Below are 20,469 nucleotides of genomic sequence, written 5' to 3'. Positions count from 1 at the left end.
CAAGGCTGAGCGTTACCGGATAAGGATGCCAGCGTTGTATCCGGCGCGCAAAGCGTTCGAAATTAAGGGCCCGAAGGCCCTTAGTTTTAGTTATCCTGCCCTATATTGAGCTTCGTGGCATAGGCAATAGCATCGTTTTCCGGTGCAGCCGAGCGGCCAAAAGGTCGGGTAAGGAACATGTAGATCAATCCTGAACCTACCACAATCGCCAGACCAAACAGTACTGTCCAACGGTCGATGAAATCACTGCTGTCAGCTGGCTGCGCCAGTAACCAGATCCCACACAGGCCGTAAGCTAATGCCAGCACGTTTGCAATCACGCCCCAACCACCAATCGTCCACTCTCCGGCGGGTTTCCAGCCTTTCAGACGTTGACGCAGCGCGGCCAGTACCACCATCTGGAATGAAATATAAATACCGATCACAGCAAATGCGGTGATACGCGATAAGTTATCTGGCTGGAAATAGACCCAGACACAAATGATAACCGGCAACACGCAGCTGACGACCATGGCATTATCCGGGACACCATTTTTGGAAATTTTGGCCATCCACTCGCTGCCCGGCAGCATTCTGTCGCGGGAGAAAGAAAAGATAAGACGACTTAACGCCGCTTGCAGAGACAGAATGCACGACAGCATCGCGATAATAGCGACAACGATAAAGACCGTCGCACCGGTTTCCCCCAGCGCTTCATTGAGGATTGCCGGGATCGGATCGGCGGTTTTGCCATTCACGATACTCACCAGGTTCGGTGACGCCAGCAGATAGCCCATGACGGAGATAATGGCGGAGATCGCGCCAAACACGATACTTAAAATCATGGCTACCGGAATTTTTTTGCTTGGATTTTGCACTTCCTCTGCAACGTTACCGCACGCCTCGAAGCCAAAGAACATAAACAGGCCCATCAGCGCGGCAGACATAAAGGCGGTGGAATAACTTCCGTCATGTGCCAGTACCCCCATCGAATCAAAGATGACGGAGAAAGGCTGTGAACGGTGGAAAATCAGCAGATAAATACCCAGCGCAATCACGCTGACGATTTCACACCAGAAACCAATTTTGGCGACCCTGGCCAGATTCCTGGTCCCGGACATATTGACGGCCATCATCAAAAGCAGCAGCAAGACGGAGGTCACCAGCATGGTGGCGGGTGTCTGGCCATAATGAAAGAGTGATTCAACAAATGTTGATGTATATTCCGCGATCGAGGTAATCGTCACCACCAGCGCCCACAGGTAGATCCAGGCGGCGATCCACGCATATTTCTTACCCCACAACCTTCTCGCCCAGGGATACAGCCCCCCGGTGATCGGATATTGAGACGCAACCTCACCAAACACCAGGGCGACTAACAACTGCCCACACGCGACGATTAAAATCCACCACACCGCGGGTGGTCCCGCCAGCGTCACTGCCAACGCGAACAGCGAATAAACAGCGGTGAGCGGTGACAGGTAGGTAAAACCCAACGCAAAATTTGAAATAAGCCCGATCGAGCGGTTGAACTGTTCTTTGCCATCTTTTTGAAAATTATCGTTTTTCTTATCAGGAGTCTGTTCCATATTGCTTTCTCTTTTGTGGAATAGTCGCAGGGTTGAACAATTAATGTATAAAAGATATTAAGTTATATGTATAGTGATTTTGTCGCATATTTGTTAAAACAAATCGCACATCACGTTCCTGAATAAACAAGGGCTCGACTCGATTTAATAACATTTAATTAACATAACGAGTGAATGACGAGAGGTTTTCAGCGTTGGAGGCCTGGACGCTGATGTCGCGCGGGGCACGGGAAAACGCGCACGCCGTTGAGCAGCACCGTCTGCTGCTGGAAGCGAACCGCCATCTGTGGGATACGCTGCCGGAAAAATACGCTGACCTGGTATAAGAACGTGCTTAGTAGCAATAATCGCTGCTGTTCAGCAACATTTTTGCAATATAATGGAATGATGTTAAACGCTGAACCTGGCAGGTGAATGATGGAAATTGATCTCGATAATCTGGTCTTTGATGGGCTGGAAGAAGCGCAAGAGCGTAATGCTGAACGTCTGGAAGATGCGGACAAAAAAGCGCAGGAAATGATTGCTGATAACGACTGCGGCGATGCCTGCAAAATCTAATTTCTGAACCGGCTCAATGCCGGTTTTTTTATAGTCAGCCTGCGCTTCACGCCGTATAACGCAACGCCTCAATCAGCTGAGCAAAGGCTGCGGTATGTTGTCTACGGCTGGGATAGTACAGGTAATAACCGGGAAAAGGTTCACACCAGTCTTCCAGCACTTTTTCCAGCGCTCCCTCTGCTACCGCCTGCTCGACGGTGTCTTCCGGTACAAATGCCAGGCCCATGCCCGAAATCGCCGCACTGATACGCGGTGGAAGATTGTTAAAAATAAGCTGCCCTTCTACCCGCACGCGGAGATCCTGCCCATTTTTGGCAAACTCCCAGGCATACAGCCCGCCCAGGGTCGGCATGCGCATATTGATACAGTTATGATTCTGTAAATCATGCGGGGTTTGCGGTTTGCCATGGCGGGCAAAATAGGCGGGGGATCCCACCACAACCATGCGCCAGTCGGGACCAATCCTGACAGCAACCATATCTTTGGCCACCTGCTCGCCAAGCCTGATACCGGCATCATAGCGTCCCGTCACGATATCCGTCAGGCTGTTGTCGATGGTCATTTCCACATTTACATCAGGATACGCCTGCAAAAACGGCTGTAGTGCAGGCCAGACGGTCGATTGCAACGCATGTTCCCCGAGCGTCAGACGGATATTCCCCGCCACGCGCTGGCGAATATCGGTTAATGCCAGTAGCTCCGACTCAATGTCATCGAAACGCGGACTGATACTGTTGATAAGCCGTTCTCCGGCTTCGGTTGGCGCGACGCTTCGCGTGGTACGGGTCAGCAATCTGACATCCAGTCGCTCCTCAAGCCCGCGAATGGCATGGCTTAATGCTGACTGCGAGACCCCTAACTTCGCTGCGGCGCGGGTAAAACTGCGTTCACGGGCAACGACAATGAGATAATAGAGATCGTTAAAATTATCACGCAGCATGCTTGTTCCCAATCCAGACCTGTTTCGATGTATGTTACAGATCAGAATTGAGATTCAGTAGTATTTCTGCTCATTTTGCACACTTCATTCCAGTACATTTCGCGCGTCAGGCGAAGTTCAGCGTGTTGTTTTATCACGGAACCACTCCGGATCAATGTTGGCGATATCCACCCCATACAGGCTGGCGGCAGGAAGAACAGACTCCACAACACGCTGAAGATTTCGTTCCGCACTATGTTGTGGAGTCTGTGGATGTCGATTCTTTATACGCAACCAAAGATATTTAACCCCGTTCATCTTCTCCGCCTCCGCTGTCTGTTGGGCTCAACTTATTCCAGCGCAGAATGCGTAAAAAATGAAATGCGAATTTTTGCCAACGTTGTGCGCTATTTTGCATTTCAGTTTTTCATTATTTTCACCCGCAGTTAACACCCTTTTCACTAATACCATTTTGTATATAGATAAGAATTTTTTCTTATTTGGTCACCGCCGCAAGTTATGGGAGCGTAAAAAGCACAAACCAAAACAACAGGGATTCAAAGAAAATGATGGCAACGACGATTCACAGCACAAAAAAAACATGGCTGGCACTCAGTGTCCTGCTGGCGTCAGGCATTGCCGCGTCATACGCTCAGGCCGATCAACTGGCCGATATCAAAGCCGCAGGCGTGGTAAAAATCGCCACCTTTGACGCCAATCCACCGTTCGGCTCTATTGATGCAAAAACACATAAAATTGTCGGCTACGACGTTGATTTCGCTGAAGCGCTGGCTAAATCACTTGGCGTTAAACTGGAACTGGTCGCCACCAATCCGGCTAACCGTATACCGTTATTGCAGTCCGGTAAGGCCGATTTAATCGTAGCGGATATCACGATTACACCTGAGCGTGCACAGGTTATCGATTTTTCCGCCCCTTACTTCGTTACCGGACAGCAATTCCTCGTTCCGGCAAAATCGCCGGATAAGCTTGATGACTACAGTAAGGCCCGTATCGGTGCGGTGAAAGGGACGACAGGTGAGCAGGCGTTGCATCAGCGTTTTCCACAATCACGTGTGCTGGCCTATGACGATATTCCGCTGGCATTAACCGCACTGCGTAATGGTAATGTCCAGGCGATCACCCAGGACAGCACCATTCTGGCAGGGTTGTTAGGCGGTGCGCCGGATAAAGCAGATTTCAAAATTTTGCCCGACCTGTTGAGCAAAGAAGAAATTGGTGTGGGTGTGAAAAAAGGTGAACCTGCGCTGTTGAAGGCCGTGAATGACGAGCTATTAAAGCTCGAGTCAACCGGGCAGGCAGCCAAAATTTATGATGTCTGGTTTGGTCCGCAAACCAAAAATCCACAGCCCCGCGCCTTCAAAATAGAAGCGAAGTAATATGCTCTCAGGCCTTTTTAATCGTCCCGCAGCTTCGGCTGCGGATTTTACGCATCTGCGCCAGGCGCGTGTTGAACTGCGTAATGTCATAAAACACTATGACAATCATACCGTGCTTAACGGCGTCAGCCTGTCGGTTGAACCGGGCGAAGTCGTCACCATTCTCGGGCCTTCTGGCTCAGGAAAGTCGACGCTTATTCGCCTGATAAACCAACTGGAGTCACTGAGCGGCGGCGATATTTTTATTGATGACAAACCAATCGGTCAGCTGCGCGGCCCCACATTGCGTCAGCTTCGCAGCCGGATTGGTTTCGTGTTCCAGCAATTCAATCTCTACACCCACCTGACGGCACAGCAGAACATCACGTTGGCGCTGGAATATGTTCACGGTTGGAAAAAAACGGATGCTGAGCAACGGGCACTTGAACTGCTGGAACAGGTAGGATTAGCTGAGAAAGCCGATGCGTATGCCGCCCAACTTTCCGGCGGGCAGCAACAACGTGTTGCTATCGCCCGCGCGCTGGCCTCCTCGCCGCAAATCATCCTGTTTGATGAACCCACCTCCGCGCTGGATCCAGAAATGATTGGCGAAGTGTTGCAGGTCATGAAGCGTCTGGCTCATAGCGGTATTACCATGATTGTCGTGACCCATGAAATGCATTTCGCCAGGGAGATTGCCGATCGTGTGGTGTTTATTGATGGCGGCGATATTCTCGAAGTCGCACCTCCTGAGGCGTTTTTCACTCGCCCTCAGCACCCCAGGACCCAACGTTTTCTGAAAAAAGTGCTCGACCCGTTACACCAGGAGTCATCGTTATAATGCATGCAATGGACTGGCAGGGGGTGCTGAGCGGGCAACCTCTGCAATGGATAATCTCCGGTTTTCTGACCACACTTTGGGTCACGCTAGCCGGCGTGGTACTCGCCACGGTGTTTGCCATCTTTCTGCTCAGCCTGCGCCTGACAGGACAGCGCTTTGCGACCACCATAGTCAGCGTGTGGGTCTCTGTTTTTCGCAATACTCCTTTACTCGTCCAACTGATGTTCTGGTACTTCGCTGCATGGAATCTCCTTCCTCGCGACGTGATTACCTTCATTAATGCGGAACACTCCTGGTCCATTCTGCCGGGGGATGTCTGGTGGTTAACGCCGGAGTTTCTCTGCTCCGCATGGGGACTGGGTGTCTTTACCTCGGCCTTTCTGGTCGAAGAGGTCGCCTCCGGTTTACAGGCTGTTTCTGGCGGGCAGCGCGAGGCAGCCATAGCACAGGGGTTTTCGTCATGGGCGACGTTTCGTCACATCCTGCTCCCTCAGGGGCTGGCAAATGCCTGGCAGCCGATCGTGGGGCAATATCTTAATCTGATGAAGCTGTCTTCATTGGCCAGCGGCATTGGCTTTGCAGAACTGACATACCAGGTACGGCAAATTGAAAGCTATAACGCCCATGCGTTGGAAGCCTTTGCCGTCGGCACGGCACTCTACCTGCTGACCGGCATTGTACTGGGGATGTTGTTAACCCGTCTTGGTCCTGTGTCTGCAGCAGGTAAACCGTTGGCGCGTAAAACACGCATATTCCGTTTCAGGAGCCTACTGCATGATCGCTAATATTTCGGTTATTACCGACAATCTGGACTACCTCCTGTGGGGGCGGGTCACAGAGGGGCAACCGGGGGGCGTTCTGCTCACGCTGTTGATGGCGATTGGCGCAGCGGCACTGGCGCTTCCCGCTGGGATCGCACTCGCCTGCTGTGCCTGGCGTTTTCCTGGGGCGATACGTAAGGGGCTGTTTATCTGGGCAGAGTTTATTCGTGGTATTCCGTTAATCTTCGTGATTTTCTGGATGTGGTATCTGTTGCCCATGCTCACAGGCAGTGATTTACCGGGAGCCATAACCGTTACGCTGGCATTGGCCTGGTTTACCGCCGCCTCGGTGATGCATTCTGTGTACGCGGGTATCACTGCGCTGCCAGGCGGTCAGTATGATGCGGCCATCGTTCAGGGGTTTCGTCCGCTCCAGGCGCTCTGGTTAATTCTGTTGCCACAGGTTCTGCGCAACGTACTGCCCTCGCTAACGGGGATTTTTATCGGGCTACTCAAGGACACGTCGCTGGCATTTATCGTCAACGTACCTGAACTCACGACGGTTGCGGGTCAGGTTAACAACCGGGTACAAATTTACCCGGCGGCCATTTTTGTCTTTACCGGACTGGTCTATTACCTGCTGTGCTTTAGCCTGGAGAAGATCACTCAGCGTCGGTTCGCGTTGAAATAGCAACACGGCTCAACATGCCACAAATTGATGGTCTTCGTTGAGCCGATACTTCACCCCTGCGCGAATGTTATTTTCACCCTCAATAGCCACCGCAAAGCGCATTCTCTTACCGTCGTGATAGGCAAGAGCCGCGCATCCGCCGGGGCCGAGAATTATTGAATCGACCACGCCAGTACTGGCAATAACAGTGTTTTCTCCGTTGGCCATGATCTGCACGTTGTCCGCGCAGTTGGCGATTTTCGACTCTGCGCCAAAACTGGCTATCTGGGTTAAATCACCGCTGCTGGCGATACGACTTCTGTCACCCAGCGAACTGATGCGCACCCGCATACCCGTACTGGCCATTCGTGTACCGCCTCCCACACTACTGACTCGTGTGGAGTTTCCCGCGATGGCAATACGGCCACGCTCACCGGAGCTGGCAACATGAGCGTTATAACCCACGCAGCCAATACGTGCGCTGTAACCTGCACTGGCAATCTGCGCGGCGTACCCGGCGCTGACGATTTTAATGTTATCGCCCGCGCTACCGAGACTGTCGCCATCAGCCGCGCTCGCCAATTGTTTACCGTTGTCGTCTGCCGTCTGTGGACAGACAACACGGCCCATCGCACAGATATCCTGCTGGACAAAATTCTCTTCATCCTGCCATCTTGACCAGCCGTATTCCACGAGGCTATCTGCCCAGTCACTATACCCTTCCTGCTGGAGTGCACGGTGCACCTCCGCATAGCTGCCTCCTTCAGGAAACGCACGCAGAAACCAGCGATACATCACGGGCCCGACGCGCCAGGCCCGTAAGTCACCACGCGTAATCATCATCTCTTAATGCCGGTGATAGCCATCCACCATGCACTTAAAGGTTTCGCCCGGTGTGCGTCCTGTGGTGCAGAGATAAAGATGTCCAAAAATGAAAAACACGCTCACGACAGCCAGCGCAAAGTGCGCCTGCAGCAACCAGTAACGTACGCCAGGGAACAGATCGCCCACAGCCTGTGGGTACAGGGATAGCAACCCGGAGATCAGCAGTAGCGGCAGCAAACCGTACATCACGCCGACATACGCCGCCTGCTGTAACGGATTGAATTTCGAACGCGTTGATGCCGGGAATGGATGCGCTTCGCCCTGCATAATGCCAAACAGGTAAAATCGCGTCTGCCTCTGCGCCCGGCCGATCCAGCCCTGACGCTGAATAATATAGTGATGCCCGTTCCCCCCAATCAGGTTAATCAGGACAAAACCAATCCAGCAGGCAAGCAGCAAAAAGCCACAGACCTCATGCACAGTCAGCAGGCTTTTCATCACTGGGGCACTGACCGCAGTGAAATGATTTAGCAGGCCGCTGGCCAGCAGCAACAGAAATAATAGCGCATTCGACCAGTGCCACAAACGGACAGCTTTCGAGTATAAATAGACCTTCTCTCCGTGTCCTGCAGACGCTTTATTCGCTGAACGAAAGCGCAACATTGCGTGGAGTGCCAGCACCAGCCACATCCCCACCAGCATTAACCCGGCGAAAACCAACCAGACAGGCCAGTAATCCGGCGAAAACATTGGGACGTACTGCGCAAGCTGTGCGTGAAACTGTTCGGCATTCTGCGACGCGTTCATACATTATCCTTTTTAATCAAATGTTGACCGAACCGACGATACAGATGGGGCTTCCCGGCGCCTGCAAGTTGATATTCGTAGTACTTGTTTTCCCGCAACCAGGTCTGAATTTCCGGGCTGTCCTCACGGCCAAAAATCAACGCGTGTTCTGGACAAGAATTGACGCAAATTGGCGGGAAACCTTTCGCCAGACGTGATTCGGCGCAGAAGTCGCATTTATCCGCCACTTTGGTTTGTGGGTTGAGATAGCGTACCTGATACGGACATGCGCCAATGCAGTAACTGCAGCCGATACAACGGGAGGTATCGACTCGCACAATCCCGTTTTCATCTCGCCAGGAAGCACCGGTCGGACACACCTCAATGCAGGGGGCATCGTCACAATGCTGACAGGACTGACGAAAATAGTGATACAGCGTTTCGTTATCGTTATCCGTTACCGGGATATGGGCTATTGATAAACGACTCCCCTGAACAGGAACATGATTCGTTTTCCTGCACGCTCGGGCGCAAATATTACATCCGTTGCACAATGATTCGTCGTGGATCATGACATAACGAACGTTTTTAGTACTCTTCGTACTCGCTAACAGGTTTTGGCCTGGGCCGGTGAAAAAAATCACCGTCCCCATGCCAATGACAAATTTTCGTCGGGTGAAGGACATCGGGTTATCCTCTAATGCTGTGACAGTGATCGTCCACACGTTCCATGACATCAACCTGAAAAATTCAGGGGTTCTGATACTGCTCAACCTCAAGCCATTCGCACAGGCCATACGCTTTGCCGTAACTCATAAAGCGCTCGCTAAACAGATAAGGTTCCGCATTCGACGATTCCACAGCACGTATGTCTGCATAATCAGGATGCGTTTCCATTGCCGTGAGCGCCGCCGTAACCTGCTCAGGTGCAAAGTGGTATGGCGGCTGCGCCAGCATGGCGACCTTATAGGGGCGAGGATACGTTTGGCAGTCAAAACGTACCGCTTCTGCAATGGCACGGCAGATATCATTTTCCACCACCTGCACACACATCTCGGCGTAGTTTGCCGTCATGGTTTGCGTCGAGTAGAAGTAGGTATCCTCTGAGCCCTGGATACAGAGAATATCTGCGTCGGATGCATGCTGACACATCGCGTCCAGCAGCGTAGCCAGGTCACTTTCAGGAACCGAATAAGGTGGCAACAGAAACACGCTGTGTGCCACCAGTTGACCTGAAGCAGAATGCTGGCGGATAAAATCCGCCACTATCGACTCCGGACTGGTGGGTTCCTGAATTAATGACGAACTCTGGTGTGCGACAGGCTGGTGTAACGCGTGCAGCCACTGTCTCTTTTGGCTATCCACGTCATCACCATGCACATCCTCTGCAGCGGCCAGGTCGTTACTCACGTACGTCATCTGCGTTCCTTACGCCGGCAACAGATTGTGTGCAGCCAGGTCGGCTGCCACATCCTCAAGGCCAAGGCGGTGAAGGGTGTCGCGAGTTGGGCAACCCAACGCCGGGTCCCAGCCCATTTCCTGATAGAACATCGTTAGCGACTGACGCATATCTTCCCGGTCCATCTTGTCGGTCCCTTCGGTAAAGACTGGGATCTTCGGATCTTTATCAAACACCCAGGAGCAGATCAGGTCGTGCTCATTACGCATATCCATGGTTTGCATCAACTTGACTGTATAAGCACGGTGCAGGGTAAAAATGCGCTCCGCGGCCAAATCCAGACTCGCCTGAGTTGTTTCATCCCCCGTTACGGCCTGGAAGAATTTCGCTTCCAGATCGAGGTCTCCACGATAGTTTCGACTCTTCAGTGGTGAAACCGTCATTGGCCAGACCCAGTTACACAGCGTAACCGCATTGTGCAGACAGACTTTCAGCAGCGTCCATTTGGCGTATTTGATTTTGGCGGCATTAATCGGGGTATAGTTTTTGGTTTCATCGTAGGCATCCTGTGAACCAAACAGTTCGCCCGCTACTTCACGCTGTAGCGCCAGCGGTAAACCGGAGCCGATAAAGTTGATATGGGTATGCGTCATACAGTCGCGGTTGAACATACAGTTGGTGATCGCCCCCACCTGCGCCGAGGCTTCGTTCGCATGGTGAACAGGGAAACCAAACGGCGACCATAGTTTGTTCTTCGCGTAACCCCAGTACTCTTCGCCCAGATTCCAGCGTTCTGCAATCGCGTAGGAACCATCTGCCAGGTGGCTGAGTTCACCCACGCGATGCGCCAGTCGATAGTAGAAATCTTTGATAAAGTTCGGATCGCCTGCTTCCAGTTGATCCCAACGGATCTCTGCATACTCTGCCGCAGGTAACACTCGCTTAAAGACGCCTTTGGAGTAGCAGTAAGTAAAGTCACGGTGCAACTGCCCGTAGTTACACCAGATGCCATAATCGTCAAACAGGTTCAGGCCAACCAGGTTTCCTACGACGCGCCCATCGTCTTTATCGTCGAAATCTTTCGGCCCATTCGGGAAAATAGTGGTATGTACAAAGTTCGCCACGCAGGTATTCCCGCCGGTACTCGGCACACCAAAATCTTTCACACGGGGAACATTGAGTTGCGACATACAGCGAATTGGACATGAATGGCAGCCACTCATTTTGACGGTATACTTCTCAGCGGCCGGGCCGAGATCAAACACGGATTTATGGGTACGAAAACCGACCGTATTCTGGTTTCCCGGTGGAATTTCCCCCGTTTCGATTGGCCCTCCTTCCGCAGCGCCCCAGAACAACCCTTTGCGAGCCGTCCAGCGCGAATTAGGTGAAGAGTATTCAGCCCAGGCCTGCGGCGTGCTCGGCACAACATGGTTGTTGTTGGCGCCGATTAGCTCGGTCATCATGTAGTCATTAAGCCGCTTCATCTCTTTGCGATCGGCAATATTGACCCCCTGGGTCCCTTCTACCGCAATGGCCTTCAGGTTTTTCGACCCCATGACTGCGCCAGTGCCGGCTCCGCCGCTGTGGTTACGGCTATTAATCATGCAGGAAAGCGGAACGAGGTTTTCACCCGCCTGACCAATGGCTGCAACGCACGTTTCCGGGCTGGTGATACGGCATATTTCTTCAGTGGTTGCGCGCGTACCCTTACCCCATATGAAGTCCGCTTTTTCGATGCTGACCTTATCGTCTTTGATATTGATCCAGACCGGAGAAGGTGATTTCCCTTCGATAATAATAGCGTCGTAACCCGCGAATTTCATTTGTGCGGCAAAGAAACCGCCCATATGGGCATCGACCACTAAATTGCCTTTGGTAAATGTCGATAATGAGGTGATATTAACGCGAGAACTGCAGGGCGCGCCCGAACCGGTTAGCGGCCCGGTCGCGAAAACCAGCTTATTTCCTTCATCAAAAGGTTTGGTGCCTGGCTGGACTTCGTCGTACATAATTTTATAGCCAAAGCCCATCCCACCGACAAATTTCTTAAATTTACTGGAATCTTCAACGGTGATATTACCCGTGGTGAGATTGACCCGTAAAATATTACCTGTCCAACCATTAGCCATCATGTTTTCCTTTGCAAGAAGGTCCGATAGATATACTCGCCACCTTTCAGGCAGTTCTTTTATTCAAAAACTGCAATTTTCCGGCATTAAATGACGCGTATCAGGCAGCCCTGCTATCCATCAAACAGTAATATCTTTCCACTCAATAATTTTTAATGCCCCTGTCGGACAAGCATTAGCGCATTCCCCGCATAAAACACATTTTGACGATTTCTTCGTTACGGTATTAACGGTCGCCATCATCCATGGGCAGGCCGTGGTACAGGCACTGCAGCCAATACAGCGTTTATGATCTACGGCAATGCAACCGTCTTCCTGTTTCCAGGTAATTGCGCCAATCGGGCAAACTTTCATGCACTGGGGAGCTTTACACTGACGGCAGGTGTCTGCGGTGTAGTTTAAATCGCCGTACAACCCGCCACCGGACCCAACACCATCATCGCCAAAGAAGTAGTTACGATGAATTTTGATGCGGGAAAAGAAGGTGCCAACAGCACCATCGTTATAATTAGTACAGGAAATTTCACAGCGGTGGCAGCCAGTACAGCGGGCTCGTTGAGTCACCAGCACCCCTTTCGGCGTATTGATAAGTCCGACGGTGCCGCTATCGATATCTTCCTGCTTGCAACCAAAAAGGGATAGCAGAGCGGGGGCAATCGTTAATCCTGCCAGACCCTTCCCTGATATACGCAGAAACTCAAGCCGCGTTAAACCACAATCTAAAAATGGACGATCAACCTGGTTCATTTATTTCGCATCCTCTTCGCAAACGCTGTAGTAGCAACAGATCCAGGCTAATTTTAATGAATGCAGATCAGGTCAAATCGGCCATAAATGTTGCCAACAACACGTGAATTTTTGCCCTAACCTGATCGCACAGATGACGGTGGTTAAACTGAATCAATCCATACCCTAAACTCGGGTATAATCCTTTAGGGTTAGGCAGATAAATAATGTGGTTATTCACCCCCTGTAACCTTGATCGTTATCAATTAAAAATCGGAAGGAAAATAATTAATGTGGAGTGATATTTATTATCATTAAGCGAGATTGAAATAACATTTCATATGCATGAAAATATTTGGGAGTGCAATCACAAATATTGTGTTATATACCACTCGATATATAATTATATATATAGCGCAATGCGTAATTTTAGTGACCGAACTAAATTATATTTATTGGAAGATAACGAAGAATAAAATAAGAGGACGGCAGAATAATTCTACCGCCCTCTTTTATGGATTAACCGGCCAACGCTTTAATCACCGTCTCCATGGCCTGTTTTTCTAACTCACTGCGCTTCACACGCTGATTGGCGAGGGTTGTTCTCAGTACGCCAGCAATGACGATATGCTTAGGCTCTTGCCCCAGATCGCGCATTTCCAGCACTACTTTACCGACTACTCTGCACATCTCGCGGTACAGCTCGTCGTCTTTGGTCTGATTTCCCATATTCACCCGCTCGTCATTAACTCAAACCCACAGCATATATCACTCTAGCAAATTAGACAAAATCCAATGAAAATCAAATAAATGTCAAAATTTTACTGGATCCGCTGAAGTCGATTTACCAGCTCGGCGAGGCTTCCGGCCCGCATTTTTTCCATCACCCGCGCCCGATGCACTTCAACCGTGCGAACGGCAATATTCATGGCATCGGCGATTTCCCGATTTATCAACCCCTTTGCAACCAGATTCGCCAGTTCTCGCTCCTTCGGGGTAAGTTGCTGATAGCAAGCAACGATTTCCTGTCGCGAAAAAGCCGCTACCGAGGCCTGCACAGCATTTTCCAGCGCAGCCTGTAGCGGCGCGGCTGAAACCGGCTTCTGTAAGAAATCGACGGCTCCGCGCTTCATTTGTTCAACCGCCATGGGCACATCACCATGCCCGGTAAGAAATACCACCGCCAGGGTGCTCTCGCGCTGACGCATTGCTTCATGCACGGCATGTCCATCCAGTACCGGCATGCGCATATCCAGCAGTAATACGCCGACCTGATGCAGATCGGCCTGAGCCAAAAATGTTTCACCCTGCTCCCAGCAGCGTACCTCATACCCCATACTTTCCAGTAAAAATGCACAGGCCTGAGTAACCGCTACATCGTCATCCAACAGATGAATTATTGCCACGACGCCCTCCTTCCTGTGTTTGCTTAAAATGTAATGTCACCGCTACGCCCGCCAGACCGTCAGACGCTGGGTGATTTTTGATGCTAATGTCGCCATTTGCATAGCGAACCAGTCGCTGACAAATGGCCAGCCCGAGTCCCATCCCTTCCTTACGGGTGGTCATAAAGGGCTGGAATGCCTGATATAACTGCGCATCGTCGATCCCTCCGGCGTTATCCTGCACCAGGATACGCACACCATGCTCCTCACTGCACGCTGAGAACCACACCGTTTTTGCCCCCGCCTGGGCCGCGTTTAGTACCAGATTAGCCAGAACCTGCTCCAGCAAAACGGTCGGCAGTGTAACCGTGAGCGAATTATCGACCTGCGTTTGTAACGCTACCGTCGGGAATTGCTGTGCCATGCGTAATAACTGCCAGACATGATGGATCGCATCATGAATGTTAATGGGCTCCCAGTCGTCAGTCATCACCGGATTTCCCTGCGCCTGACTGACCCACTGACGTAAATTGCGTAGCGTATCGGCGCCCCGCTGCGCCTGCTCGTCAATCTGTTCAAGGGCGGGTAACAACGGATGCTGCTGATCCTGGCCGCGCAGACGAATCAGACAGCCCTGTGCATAGTGGCGGATAGCCGAAAGCGGCTGGTTAAGTTCATGAGCGAATCCGGACGTCATCTCGCCCAGCACGCTCATTTGACGCGCGGTTTCCAGCGCCTGTTCCTGTTTACGCAACAGCACATTATTACGCTCAAGCAGTCTTCCACGTCGGCGGACCAGCAGCATGACCCAGATGTAATTCAGCGTCAGCAACAACAGGACGATACCCGCCGCCCCCATGGCCAGACGATGTTGAATAAACCAGCTTTTGACATCCAGCCACAATTGGCGCTGCTGTGGGTGCTGGCGGACATCGCGCAGCAAAGCTTCTACTTCGCGGGTTGAGGCCGGCGCGCCCCAACGAAAGACAGCGTTTTGTGGCGCGTTAAACAGTACCCGCGTGACACGATCGGCCAGTTCATCACTGACCGCGGGCAAGGCAGCAAACGACCAGTCAGGATAGAGCGGCGTGCTGGTTACGCAAGGAATTGACGTTGGATAGCTAATCACGGCCCTAAAGTCCGCTTTGCGGATTAGCCCTTCTTCATCCATTTTTTCCAGCAGACACACGGGCACAATCACCGCCTGAACCGCTTTTTCACGTAATAAATACAGCAAGGCATCGGCAGGAAAGCCGGTAAACGTCAGATGTAAATCACGTTCAGGGCGCAATCCCGCATCGCTGAGCGCTTTGTATCCCAGCAAATAACCGCCAAATGCCTGAGCATCAATGGCACCTACCGTTTTACCAATCAGATCATGTGCATTCACAATCCCACTGTCGCGCCTGACGAGGACCGCACTGCCAATCACGTTGCTGGTTGCCTTTCCGCCACGAGTGGAGCGTAATGATGCCAGCCAGCGAAGCGCTGCATGGCTGTTTAACTGCACGAATTGCGCCGGATTGGTGACCACAAACTGGACGGTTCCACGGTTAACCGCCTCCTGCATCTGCTGCAGATCCAGCGGTTGAATATGAAACTGTTCACCCGGAATTTGCTGATTTAACAGGGTTTCCAGCGGTTGCCAGTGGGCACGTGTAGAGACCTCGCCACGCATCGCCAAAACACCCACATTCCACGAACCTGCCCACGCCACGCTGCCGAGCATCCACACGGAGGCCAATAGCGTCAGACATCGAACGACGTTACATCCCACTGAATTATCCCTGTCAATTATGTTGTTTTAGATCAACAACAAGCCGGGTATGTGGTTAACCACAATAGAGCTGCCCCCGCCACGATTTTTACACTGTAAATCATTGAGATTCTTTATTCATCACACGCAAATCAACGGCGTGACCAATGTTTCGTTGTTGCATCGTGACGGGAGAAAATATGGACAGCAGTAAACGGCAGTTTCTCCAGCAACTGGGCGTCCTGACCGCTGGCGCATCACTGGTTCCCCTCGCACAGGCCCAGTTTCCCTTTTCGCCTGAACGGCATGAAGGATCGCCCCAGCATCGCTACGGCATGCTGGTCGATCTGCGTCGATGTATCGGCTGCCAGGCCTGCACCGTGAGTTGCGCGATTGAAAACCAGACGCCGCAAGGTGAGTTTCGTACCAACGTTAATCAATATCAGGTGCAACTTGAAGGCCAGCAAAGCGTCACCAACGTCCTGCTGCCGCGCCTGTGCAACCATTGTGATAACCCCCCTTGCGTGCCGGTGTGTCCGGTGCAGGCCACCTTCCAGCGCGAAGATGGCATTGTGGTTGTCGACAACACACGCTGTGTTGGCTGCGCCTACTGTGTGCAGGCCTGCCCATACGATGCACGGTTTATCAACCATGAAACGCAAACCGCCGATAAATGCACTTTTTGCGTTCATCGACTGGAAGCGGGCCTGCTCCCGGCCTGCGTAGAGTCGTGTGTTGGCGGCGCGCGCATCATCGGTGATATCAAGGATCCACACAGCCGGATTTCTCAAATGCTGCAACAACATCATGACGCCATCAAGGTCCTGAAACCGGAAAGTGGCACCTCGCCGCACGTGTTCTATCTGGGCCTGGATGAGGCCTTTGTGACACCATTAATGGGGCGTGCCCAGCCCGCGCTCTGGCAGGAGGTTTAAATGAACCCTACCTTGATTATCGAAGAGGTTCTGACGCATCCACAGGACGTAAGCTGGTTACCCTGGGCTGTGCAATATTTCTTTTTTATCGGCATTGCCGCCTGCGCCGCACTGTTTGCCTGCGTGATCCACTGGCGCAAACAAGAGACGCCGGAACTGGAAAACCTGACGCTGTTAATCGCCCTGACCTGCGCGATTACCGCGCCGCTGGCGCTGACCGCTGATTTACACCAGACCGCTCGTGTCTGGCATTTCTACGCCTTTCCGACGCCATGGTCGTGGATGCCGTGGGGCGCGCTGTTTTTACCGCTATTCACCGGGTTTTTAGGGCTGTGGTTTATCGCACAACAGGTTAAGCGATTAACCGCAAAAAGTTACAGCGTCACTAAATGGTTGGCCGTGGGAAGTGCGCTATCGGCGATTGGACTGTTGGTCTATACAGGTCGCGAGGTCTCGATTGTCGAGGCGCGTCCGATCTGGTTCAGCTACGCCTTCCCGGTAGCGATGTTCCTCAGTGCCCTGCAAACGTTCCTTGCCCTGCTTATCGCCACGGTGAAAAACGCAGGGACAACATTACCGCGCAAACTGGCATGGGGACAGATAGCCACGCTGTGCGCGCTGGCTATCGTGGTGGTGATATGGGCTAGTGGCAACACGCTATCGGGGTCAGCAATTCGCCAGTGGCTGGATGTGGCGGCTTCCGCGCGACATTACGCCATCGGCTGGATTGCACTTTGGGTTACCTCACTGGGCGTTTGCGCCCTGGTGTTACGCCATCCGTTATCACTGCCATTACGTATTTCGCTGGCAATAAGTGCAATGGCATTGTGCTGGCTAATGCGCTGGACATTACTCATTCAGGTACAGACCGTACCGAAATTTAACGCCCAGTTTAATCCCTATACCCTGCCCGGTGGCACAGATGGCTGGCTGGCTATTCTTGGCACTTTTGGCCTGTGGGTCGCACTGATCATTATGGTTCGTGAAGCCCTGAACGCGATCGCAAGGAGAATGCAACATGGCTAATTTAACTCGTCGTCAGTGGCTTAAAGTTGGTCTAGCCGTCGGGGGCATGGTGACCTTCGGCCTGAGTTATCGGGACGTGGCAAAGCGTGCGATTGATGGTTTGCTTGACGGAACATCAGGAAAAATAACCCGTGACCGTATCTTTGGTAATGCACTCATCCCCGAAGCACATGCCCAAACGCGCTGGCAACAGAACCCGCAACAGGTGATCTCCATGACGCAGTGTTTCGGCTGCTGGACGCAATGTGGCGTGCGTGTCCGTGTTGATAACGAACAAGGCAAAGTGTTGCGTATTGCGGGCAACCCGTACCATCCGCTATCTCACGAACACCACATTGACTCCTCTGTTCCCTTTGCCGCCGCGATGGAACAACTGGCGGGCGAAACCGGCCTTGATGCCCGCTCCACCGCTTGCGCTCGCGGTGCAACGTTACTTGAAGGCCTGTACAGCCCACTGCGTATTCTGGAGCCAATGAAACGCGTGGGTAAACGTGGGGAAGGCAAATGGCAGCGCATCAGCTTTGAGCAACTGATCAAAGAAGTGGTGGAAGGCGGCGATCTGTTTGGCGAAGGCCACGTTGACGGTCTGCGGGCGATCCACGATCCCGATACGCCGATTGATGCCCGACACCCCGGTTTCGGCCCAAAATCCAATCAGCTACTGGTCACCAATACCAGTGATGAAGGACGTGATACATTTTTGCGTCGCTTTGCCCTGAACAGTTTCGGCAGCAAAAACTTCGGTGCCCATGGCGCATACTGTGGTCTGGCCTATCGTGCCGGATCTGGCGCGTTGATGGGCGATCTGGATAAAAATACCCACGTAAAACCCGACTGGGATAATGTCGAATTTGCGTTGTTTATGGGGACGTCTCCAGCACAATCCGGCAACCCGTTTAAACGCCAGGCACGGCAACTCGCCAGTGCCCGTTTACGTGATGACTTCCGCTATGTTGTGGTTGCACCAGCCCTACCGCTAACGACAGTGCTTGCCGACGATCGTGGGCACTGGCAGCCCGTACGCCCAGGGACGGACTCCGCTCTGGCGATGGGGATGATCCGCTGGATAATTGAAAAGCAGCGCTATAACGCTGATTACCTGGCTATTCCAGACGTACAGGCCATGAAGCAGGCCGGGGAAAAAAGCTGGACCAACGCCACCCATCTGGTCATTACCGATGAAATTCCAACGCTCGCCGGTCAGCATTTAACGCTGGCGCATTTACGCGCAGACGCCGCCAACGAACCAACAGTCATTAACGAAGCCGGAGAGATCGTCGCCGCCAGCAGTTGCCAACGTGCCCAACTGTTCATCTCCCGTGAAGTCACGCTGGCCGGGGGGCAAACGGTCACGGTAAAAAGTGGCTTCCAGTGTCTGAAAGAATCCGCTGAGAAACTATCAATGGCGCAATACAGCCAGCAGTGTGGTGTTTCTGAGGCAGACATTGGCGCGCTGGCCGATGCTTTCACCCGTCACGGACGAAAAGCAGCAGTGATCACGCACGGTGGGATGATGGCGGGTAACGGTTTTTATAATGCCTGGTCGGTAATGATGCTCAATGCGTTGATCGGGAACCTGAGCCTCGAAGGCGGCGTGTTCGTCGGCGGCGGTAAGTTCAACGGCGCAACTGACGGCCCGCGCTACAATATGGACAGTTTTGCCGGGAAGGTGAAACCTAAAGGTCTGAGCATCGCCCGCAGCAAGACAGCCTATGAGTCTTCCGAAGAGTACCTCAACAAAGTCGCCGCCGGGCAATCGCCCTTCCCGGCCAAAGCGCCCTGGTATCCGTTTGTCGCAGGCCAGCTTACCGAATTGCTGGTTTCAGCACTGGAAGGTTATCCGTATCCGCTAAAGGCCTGGATCTCCAACATGACCAACCCGTTTTATGGGATTGCGGGCTTACGCGGTGTGGCAGAAGAAAAGCTAAAAGATCCTGCACGTTTGCCACTGTTTATCGCGATTGATGCGTTCATGAACGAAACAACCGCGCTGGCGGATTACATCGTACCGGATACCCACAACTTCGAAAGCTGGGGATTTAGCGCTCCGTGGGCAGGCGTGGCCAGCAAAGCCACCACCGCCCGCTGGCCCGTGGTCAGGCCCGCTACCCGCCAGACCGCTGACGGTCAACCAGTCTCAATGGAGGCTTTCTGCATCGCGGTGGCAAAACGCATTGGTCTCCCCGGCTTTGGTGACAATGCCATTGCCGACCCGCAGGGCAATCAGTATCCGCTCAACCGCGCCGAAGATTATTATCTGCGGCTGGCCGCCAACATTGCTTTTATGGGCAAAACGCCTGTGGCGGAGGCACGGGAAGAGGATATCGCGCTGACCGGGGTGCAACGAATCTTGCCGGTGATGACCCAAACGTTAAAAACCGATGAGGTGAGTCGCGTGGCGTTTATCTATTCGCGCGGTGGCCGTTTTGCGCCAGATAACAGTGGTCGGGTCGATAACCGCGTCGGCAATGCGTGGGAAAAACCGCTGCAAATATGGAATGCGGATGTCGCTGCACACCGTCATGCGATTACCGGCGAGCGCTACAGCGGCTGTCCGGCTTGGTATCCTTCGCGCCTCTCTGATGGACGTGCGGTTGAGGAGTTGTTCCCGGAACAAGAGTGGCCGTTGAAACTGATTTCCTTTAAATCGAATACCATGTCCAGCGCGTCGGCCGTGATCCCGCGCCTGCATCATCTGAAGCCGGTTAATCTGGTGGCGCTCAATCCACAGGATGGTCAGCGGTATGGTTTAGCACACGGCGATACCGTTCGCATCACCACGCCGGGCGGGCAGGTGCAAGCG

At 52.6% G+C, this 20,469-nt stretch carries 20 protein-coding genes; 8 read left to right on the top strand and 12 right to left on the bottom strand.

The genetic code is table 11. The features are described 5' to 3' along the window. Nucleotides 1–86 precede the first annotated feature (86 nt). Entirely contained in the window at nucleotides 87–1,568 is a 1,482-nt protein-coding gene (locus JTI85_RS10695; protein ID WP_142879776.1) for an APC family permease, read from the bottom strand. A 417-nt stretch (nucleotides 1,569–1,985) separates the two neighbouring features. Between JTI85_RS10695 and JTI85_RS10690 the strand changes: the two genes are divergently transcribed. Beyond that, nucleotides 1,986–2,126 carry a hypothetical protein gene (locus JTI85_RS10690; protein WP_086523654.1) on the top strand — a complete coding sequence of 47 codons (141 nt, stop codon included), beginning with the start codon at nucleotides 1,986–1,988 and terminating at the stop codon, nucleotides 2,124–2,126. 46 nt (nucleotides 2,127–2,172) lie between these two features. On the opposite strand, the gene JTI85_RS10685 is transcribed toward JTI85_RS10690, so the two are convergent. Together JTI85_RS10685 and JTI85_RS10680 are read right to left on the bottom strand one after the other, a co-directional pair. Then, nucleotides 2,173–3,066 carry a LysR family transcriptional regulator gene (locus tag JTI85_RS10685; protein WP_048211818.1) on the bottom strand — a complete coding sequence of 298 codons (894 nt, stop codon included), beginning with the start codon at nucleotides 3,064–3,066 and terminating at the stop codon, nucleotides 2,173–2,175. A gap of 117 nt (nucleotides 3,067–3,183) precedes the next feature. Beyond that, nucleotides 3,184–3,363 carry a hypothetical protein gene (locus JTI85_RS10680; protein ID WP_071887336.1) on the bottom strand — a complete coding sequence of 60 codons (180 nt, stop codon included), beginning with the start codon at nucleotides 3,361–3,363 and terminating at the stop codon, nucleotides 3,184–3,186. Nucleotides 3,364–3,611: 248 nt separating this feature from the next. Here JTI85_RS10680 and JTI85_RS10675 point away from each other — a divergent pair, with 248 nt between their 5' ends. From JTI85_RS10675 to JTI85_RS10660, 4 genes are read left to right on the top strand one after another with little or no spacing between them, the layout of a single operon-like run. Continuing rightward, a complete protein-coding gene (locus JTI85_RS10675) occupies nucleotides 3,612–4,445 on the top strand; it encodes an ABC transporter substrate-binding protein (RefSeq protein ID WP_048211819.1) in 834 nt (277 codons plus the stop codon). Between the two features lies 1 nt (nucleotide 4,446). Next, nucleotides 4,447–5,265, top strand: a complete 819-nt coding sequence (locus JTI85_RS10670; protein WP_115602110.1) for an amino acid ABC transporter ATP-binding protein — start codon at nucleotides 4,447–4,449, stop codon at nucleotides 5,263–5,265. Next, nucleotides 5,265–6,050, top strand: a complete 786-nt coding sequence (locus JTI85_RS10665; RefSeq protein ID WP_116360135.1) for an amino acid ABC transporter permease — start codon at nucleotides 5,265–5,267, stop codon at nucleotides 6,048–6,050. The genes JTI85_RS10670 and JTI85_RS10665 overlap by 1 nt, the downstream gene beginning before the upstream one ends. Continuing rightward, on the top strand, nucleotides 6,040–6,717 hold the full coding sequence (locus JTI85_RS10660; protein ID WP_219351467.1) for an amino acid ABC transporter permease: 678 nt from the start codon (nucleotides 6,040–6,042) through the stop codon (nucleotides 6,715–6,717). The genes JTI85_RS10665 and JTI85_RS10660 overlap by 11 nt, the downstream gene beginning before the upstream one ends. Before the next feature lie 9 nt (nucleotides 6,718–6,726). Here the strand turns inward: JTI85_RS10660 and ydhT are convergent, their stop codons facing one another. The 9 genes from ydhT to ttrS form a co-directional block, all read right to left on the bottom strand. Beyond that, nucleotides 6,727–7,539, bottom strand: coding sequence for a protein YdhT (ydhT, locus tag JTI85_RS10655; protein ID WP_061067814.1), 813 nt, complete (start codon nucleotides 7,537–7,539; stop codon nucleotides 6,727–6,729). A gap of 3 nt (nucleotides 7,540–7,542) precedes the next feature. Next, nucleotides 7,543–8,328, bottom strand: a complete 786-nt coding sequence (gene phsC / locus JTI85_RS10650; protein WP_061067813.1) for a thiosulfate reductase cytochrome B subunit — start codon at nucleotides 8,326–8,328, stop codon at nucleotides 7,543–7,545. After that, nucleotides 8,325–8,993, bottom strand: a complete 669-nt coding sequence (locus tag JTI85_RS10645) for a 4Fe-4S dicluster domain-containing protein (protein WP_048211825.1) — start codon at nucleotides 8,991–8,993, stop codon at nucleotides 8,325–8,327. Before JTI85_RS10645 ends, phsC begins: the two co-directional genes overlap by 4 nt. Before the next feature lie 64 nt (nucleotides 8,994–9,057). Further along, a complete protein-coding gene (locus JTI85_RS10640) occupies nucleotides 9,058–9,726 on the bottom strand; it encodes a YdhW family putative oxidoreductase system protein (RefSeq protein ID WP_142879774.1) in 669 nt (222 codons plus the stop codon). A gap of 9 nt (nucleotides 9,727–9,735) precedes the next feature. Then, entirely contained in the window at nucleotides 9,736–11,838 is a 2,103-nt protein-coding gene (locus tag JTI85_RS10635) for an aldehyde ferredoxin oxidoreductase (protein ID WP_048211827.1), read from the bottom strand. Nucleotides 11,839–11,958: 120 nt separating this feature from the next. Then, nucleotides 11,959–12,585 (bottom strand): ferredoxin-like protein, encoded by a 627-nt coding sequence (locus JTI85_RS10630; protein ID WP_219351466.1) that lies wholly within the window; start codon nucleotides 12,583–12,585, stop codon nucleotides 11,959–11,961. Between the two features lie 498 nt (nucleotides 12,586–13,083). Continuing rightward, on the bottom strand, nucleotides 13,084–13,293 hold the full coding sequence (fumD, locus tag JTI85_RS10625) for a fumarate hydratase FumD (RefSeq protein ID WP_040233753.1): 210 nt from the start codon (nucleotides 13,291–13,293) through the stop codon (nucleotides 13,084–13,086). A gap of 92 nt (nucleotides 13,294–13,385) precedes the next feature. Then, complete coding sequence (ttrR, locus tag JTI85_RS10620) at nucleotides 13,386–13,970, bottom strand: tetrathionate respiration response regulator TtrR (protein ID WP_061067811.1); 585 nt, start codon at nucleotides 13,968–13,970, stop codon at nucleotides 13,386–13,388. Continuing rightward, nucleotides 13,945–15,678 (bottom strand): tetrathionate respiration histidine kinase TtrS, encoded by a 1,734-nt coding sequence (gene ttrS / locus JTI85_RS10615; protein WP_121585484.1) that lies wholly within the window; start codon nucleotides 15,676–15,678, stop codon nucleotides 13,945–13,947. The genes ttrR and ttrS overlap by 26 nt, the downstream gene beginning before the upstream one ends. 227 nt (nucleotides 15,679–15,905) lie before the next feature. Between ttrS and ttrB the strand changes: the two genes are divergently transcribed. The 3 genes from ttrB to ttrA form a co-directional block, all read left to right on the top strand. Then, a complete protein-coding gene (gene ttrB, locus JTI85_RS10610; protein ID WP_005122827.1) occupies nucleotides 15,906–16,640 on the top strand; it encodes a tetrathionate reductase subunit TtrB in 735 nt (244 codons plus the stop codon). Beyond that, nucleotides 16,641–17,666 (top strand): tetrathionate reductase subunit TtrC, encoded by a 1,026-nt coding sequence (gene ttrC / locus JTI85_RS10605; RefSeq protein WP_116360138.1) that lies wholly within the window; start codon nucleotides 16,641–16,643, stop codon nucleotides 17,664–17,666. Beyond that, a partial coding sequence (gene ttrA, locus JTI85_RS10600; protein ID WP_255574747.1) for a tetrathionate reductase subunit TtrA occupies nucleotides 17,659–20,469 on the top strand: 2,811 nt, incomplete at its 3' end. The genes ttrC and ttrA, both read left to right, overlap by 8 nt.

This window comes from Citrobacter sp. Colony219 (assembly GCF_019382635.1).
GTDB classification, from domain to species: Bacteria; Pseudomonadota; Gammaproteobacteria; order Enterobacterales; family Enterobacteriaceae; genus Citrobacter; species Citrobacter youngae.
This window is presented reverse-complemented; position numbering and strand designations above follow the sequence as displayed.

Excerpts from the sequence above, each read along its gene's own strand:
- JTI85_RS10680 (WP_071887336.1), bottom strand. The coding sequence starts at position 3,363 with ATGAACGGGGTTAAATATCTTTGGTTGCGTATAAAGAATCGACATCCA.
- JTI85_RS10635 (WP_048211827.1), bottom strand. The coding sequence starts at position 11,838 with ATGGCTAATGGTTGGACAGGTAATATTTTACGGGTCAATCTCACCACG.
- ttrB (WP_005122827.1), top strand. The coding sequence starts at position 15,906 with ATGGACAGCAGTAAACGGCAGTTTCTCCAGCAACTGGGCGTCCTGACC.
- ydhT (WP_061067814.1), bottom strand. The coding sequence starts at position 7,539 with ATGATGATTACGCGTGGTGACTTACGGGCCTGGCGCGTCGGGCCCGTG.
- fumD (WP_040233753.1), bottom strand. The coding sequence starts at position 13,293 with ATGGGAAATCAGACCAAAGACGACGAGCTGTACCGCGAGATGTGCAGA.
- JTI85_RS10695 (WP_142879776.1), bottom strand. The coding sequence starts at position 1,568 with ATGGAACAGACTCCTGATAAGAAAAACGATAATTTTCAAAAAGATGGC.
- JTI85_RS10640 (WP_142879774.1), bottom strand. The coding sequence starts at position 9,726 with ATGACGTACGTGAGTAACGACCTGGCCGCTGCAGAGGATGTGCATGGT.
- phsC (WP_061067813.1), bottom strand. The coding sequence starts at position 8,328 with ATGAACGCGTCGCAGAATGCCGAACAGTTTCACGCACAGCTTGCGCAG.
- JTI85_RS10660 (WP_219351467.1), top strand. The coding sequence starts at position 6,040 with ATGATCGCTAATATTTCGGTTATTACCGACAATCTGGACTACCTCCTG.
- JTI85_RS10675 (WP_048211819.1), top strand. The coding sequence starts at position 3,612 with ATGATGGCAACGACGATTCACAGCACAAAAAAAACATGGCTGGCACTC.
- JTI85_RS10685 (WP_048211818.1), bottom strand. The coding sequence starts at position 3,066 with ATGCTGCGTGATAATTTTAACGATCTCTATTATCTCATTGTCGTTGCC.
- JTI85_RS10665 (WP_116360135.1), top strand. The coding sequence starts at position 5,265 with ATGCATGCAATGGACTGGCAGGGGGTGCTGAGCGGGCAACCTCTGCAA.
- JTI85_RS10670 (WP_115602110.1), top strand. The coding sequence starts at position 4,447 with ATGCTCTCAGGCCTTTTTAATCGTCCCGCAGCTTCGGCTGCGGATTTT.
- JTI85_RS10690 (WP_086523654.1), top strand. The coding sequence starts at position 1,986 with ATGGAAATTGATCTCGATAATCTGGTCTTTGATGGGCTGGAAGAAGCG.
- JTI85_RS10630 (WP_219351466.1), bottom strand. The coding sequence starts at position 12,585 with ATGAACCAGGTTGATCGTCCATTTTTAGATTGTGGTTTAACGCGGCTT.
- ttrS (WP_121585484.1), bottom strand. The coding sequence starts at position 15,678 with ATGCTCGGCAGCGTGGCGTGGGCAGGTTCGTGGAATGTGGGTGTTTTG.
- JTI85_RS10645 (WP_048211825.1), bottom strand. The coding sequence starts at position 8,993 with ATGTCCTTCACCCGACGAAAATTTGTCATTGGCATGGGGACGGTGATT.
- ttrC (WP_116360138.1), top strand. The coding sequence starts at position 16,641 with ATGAACCCTACCTTGATTATCGAAGAGGTTCTGACGCATCCACAGGAC.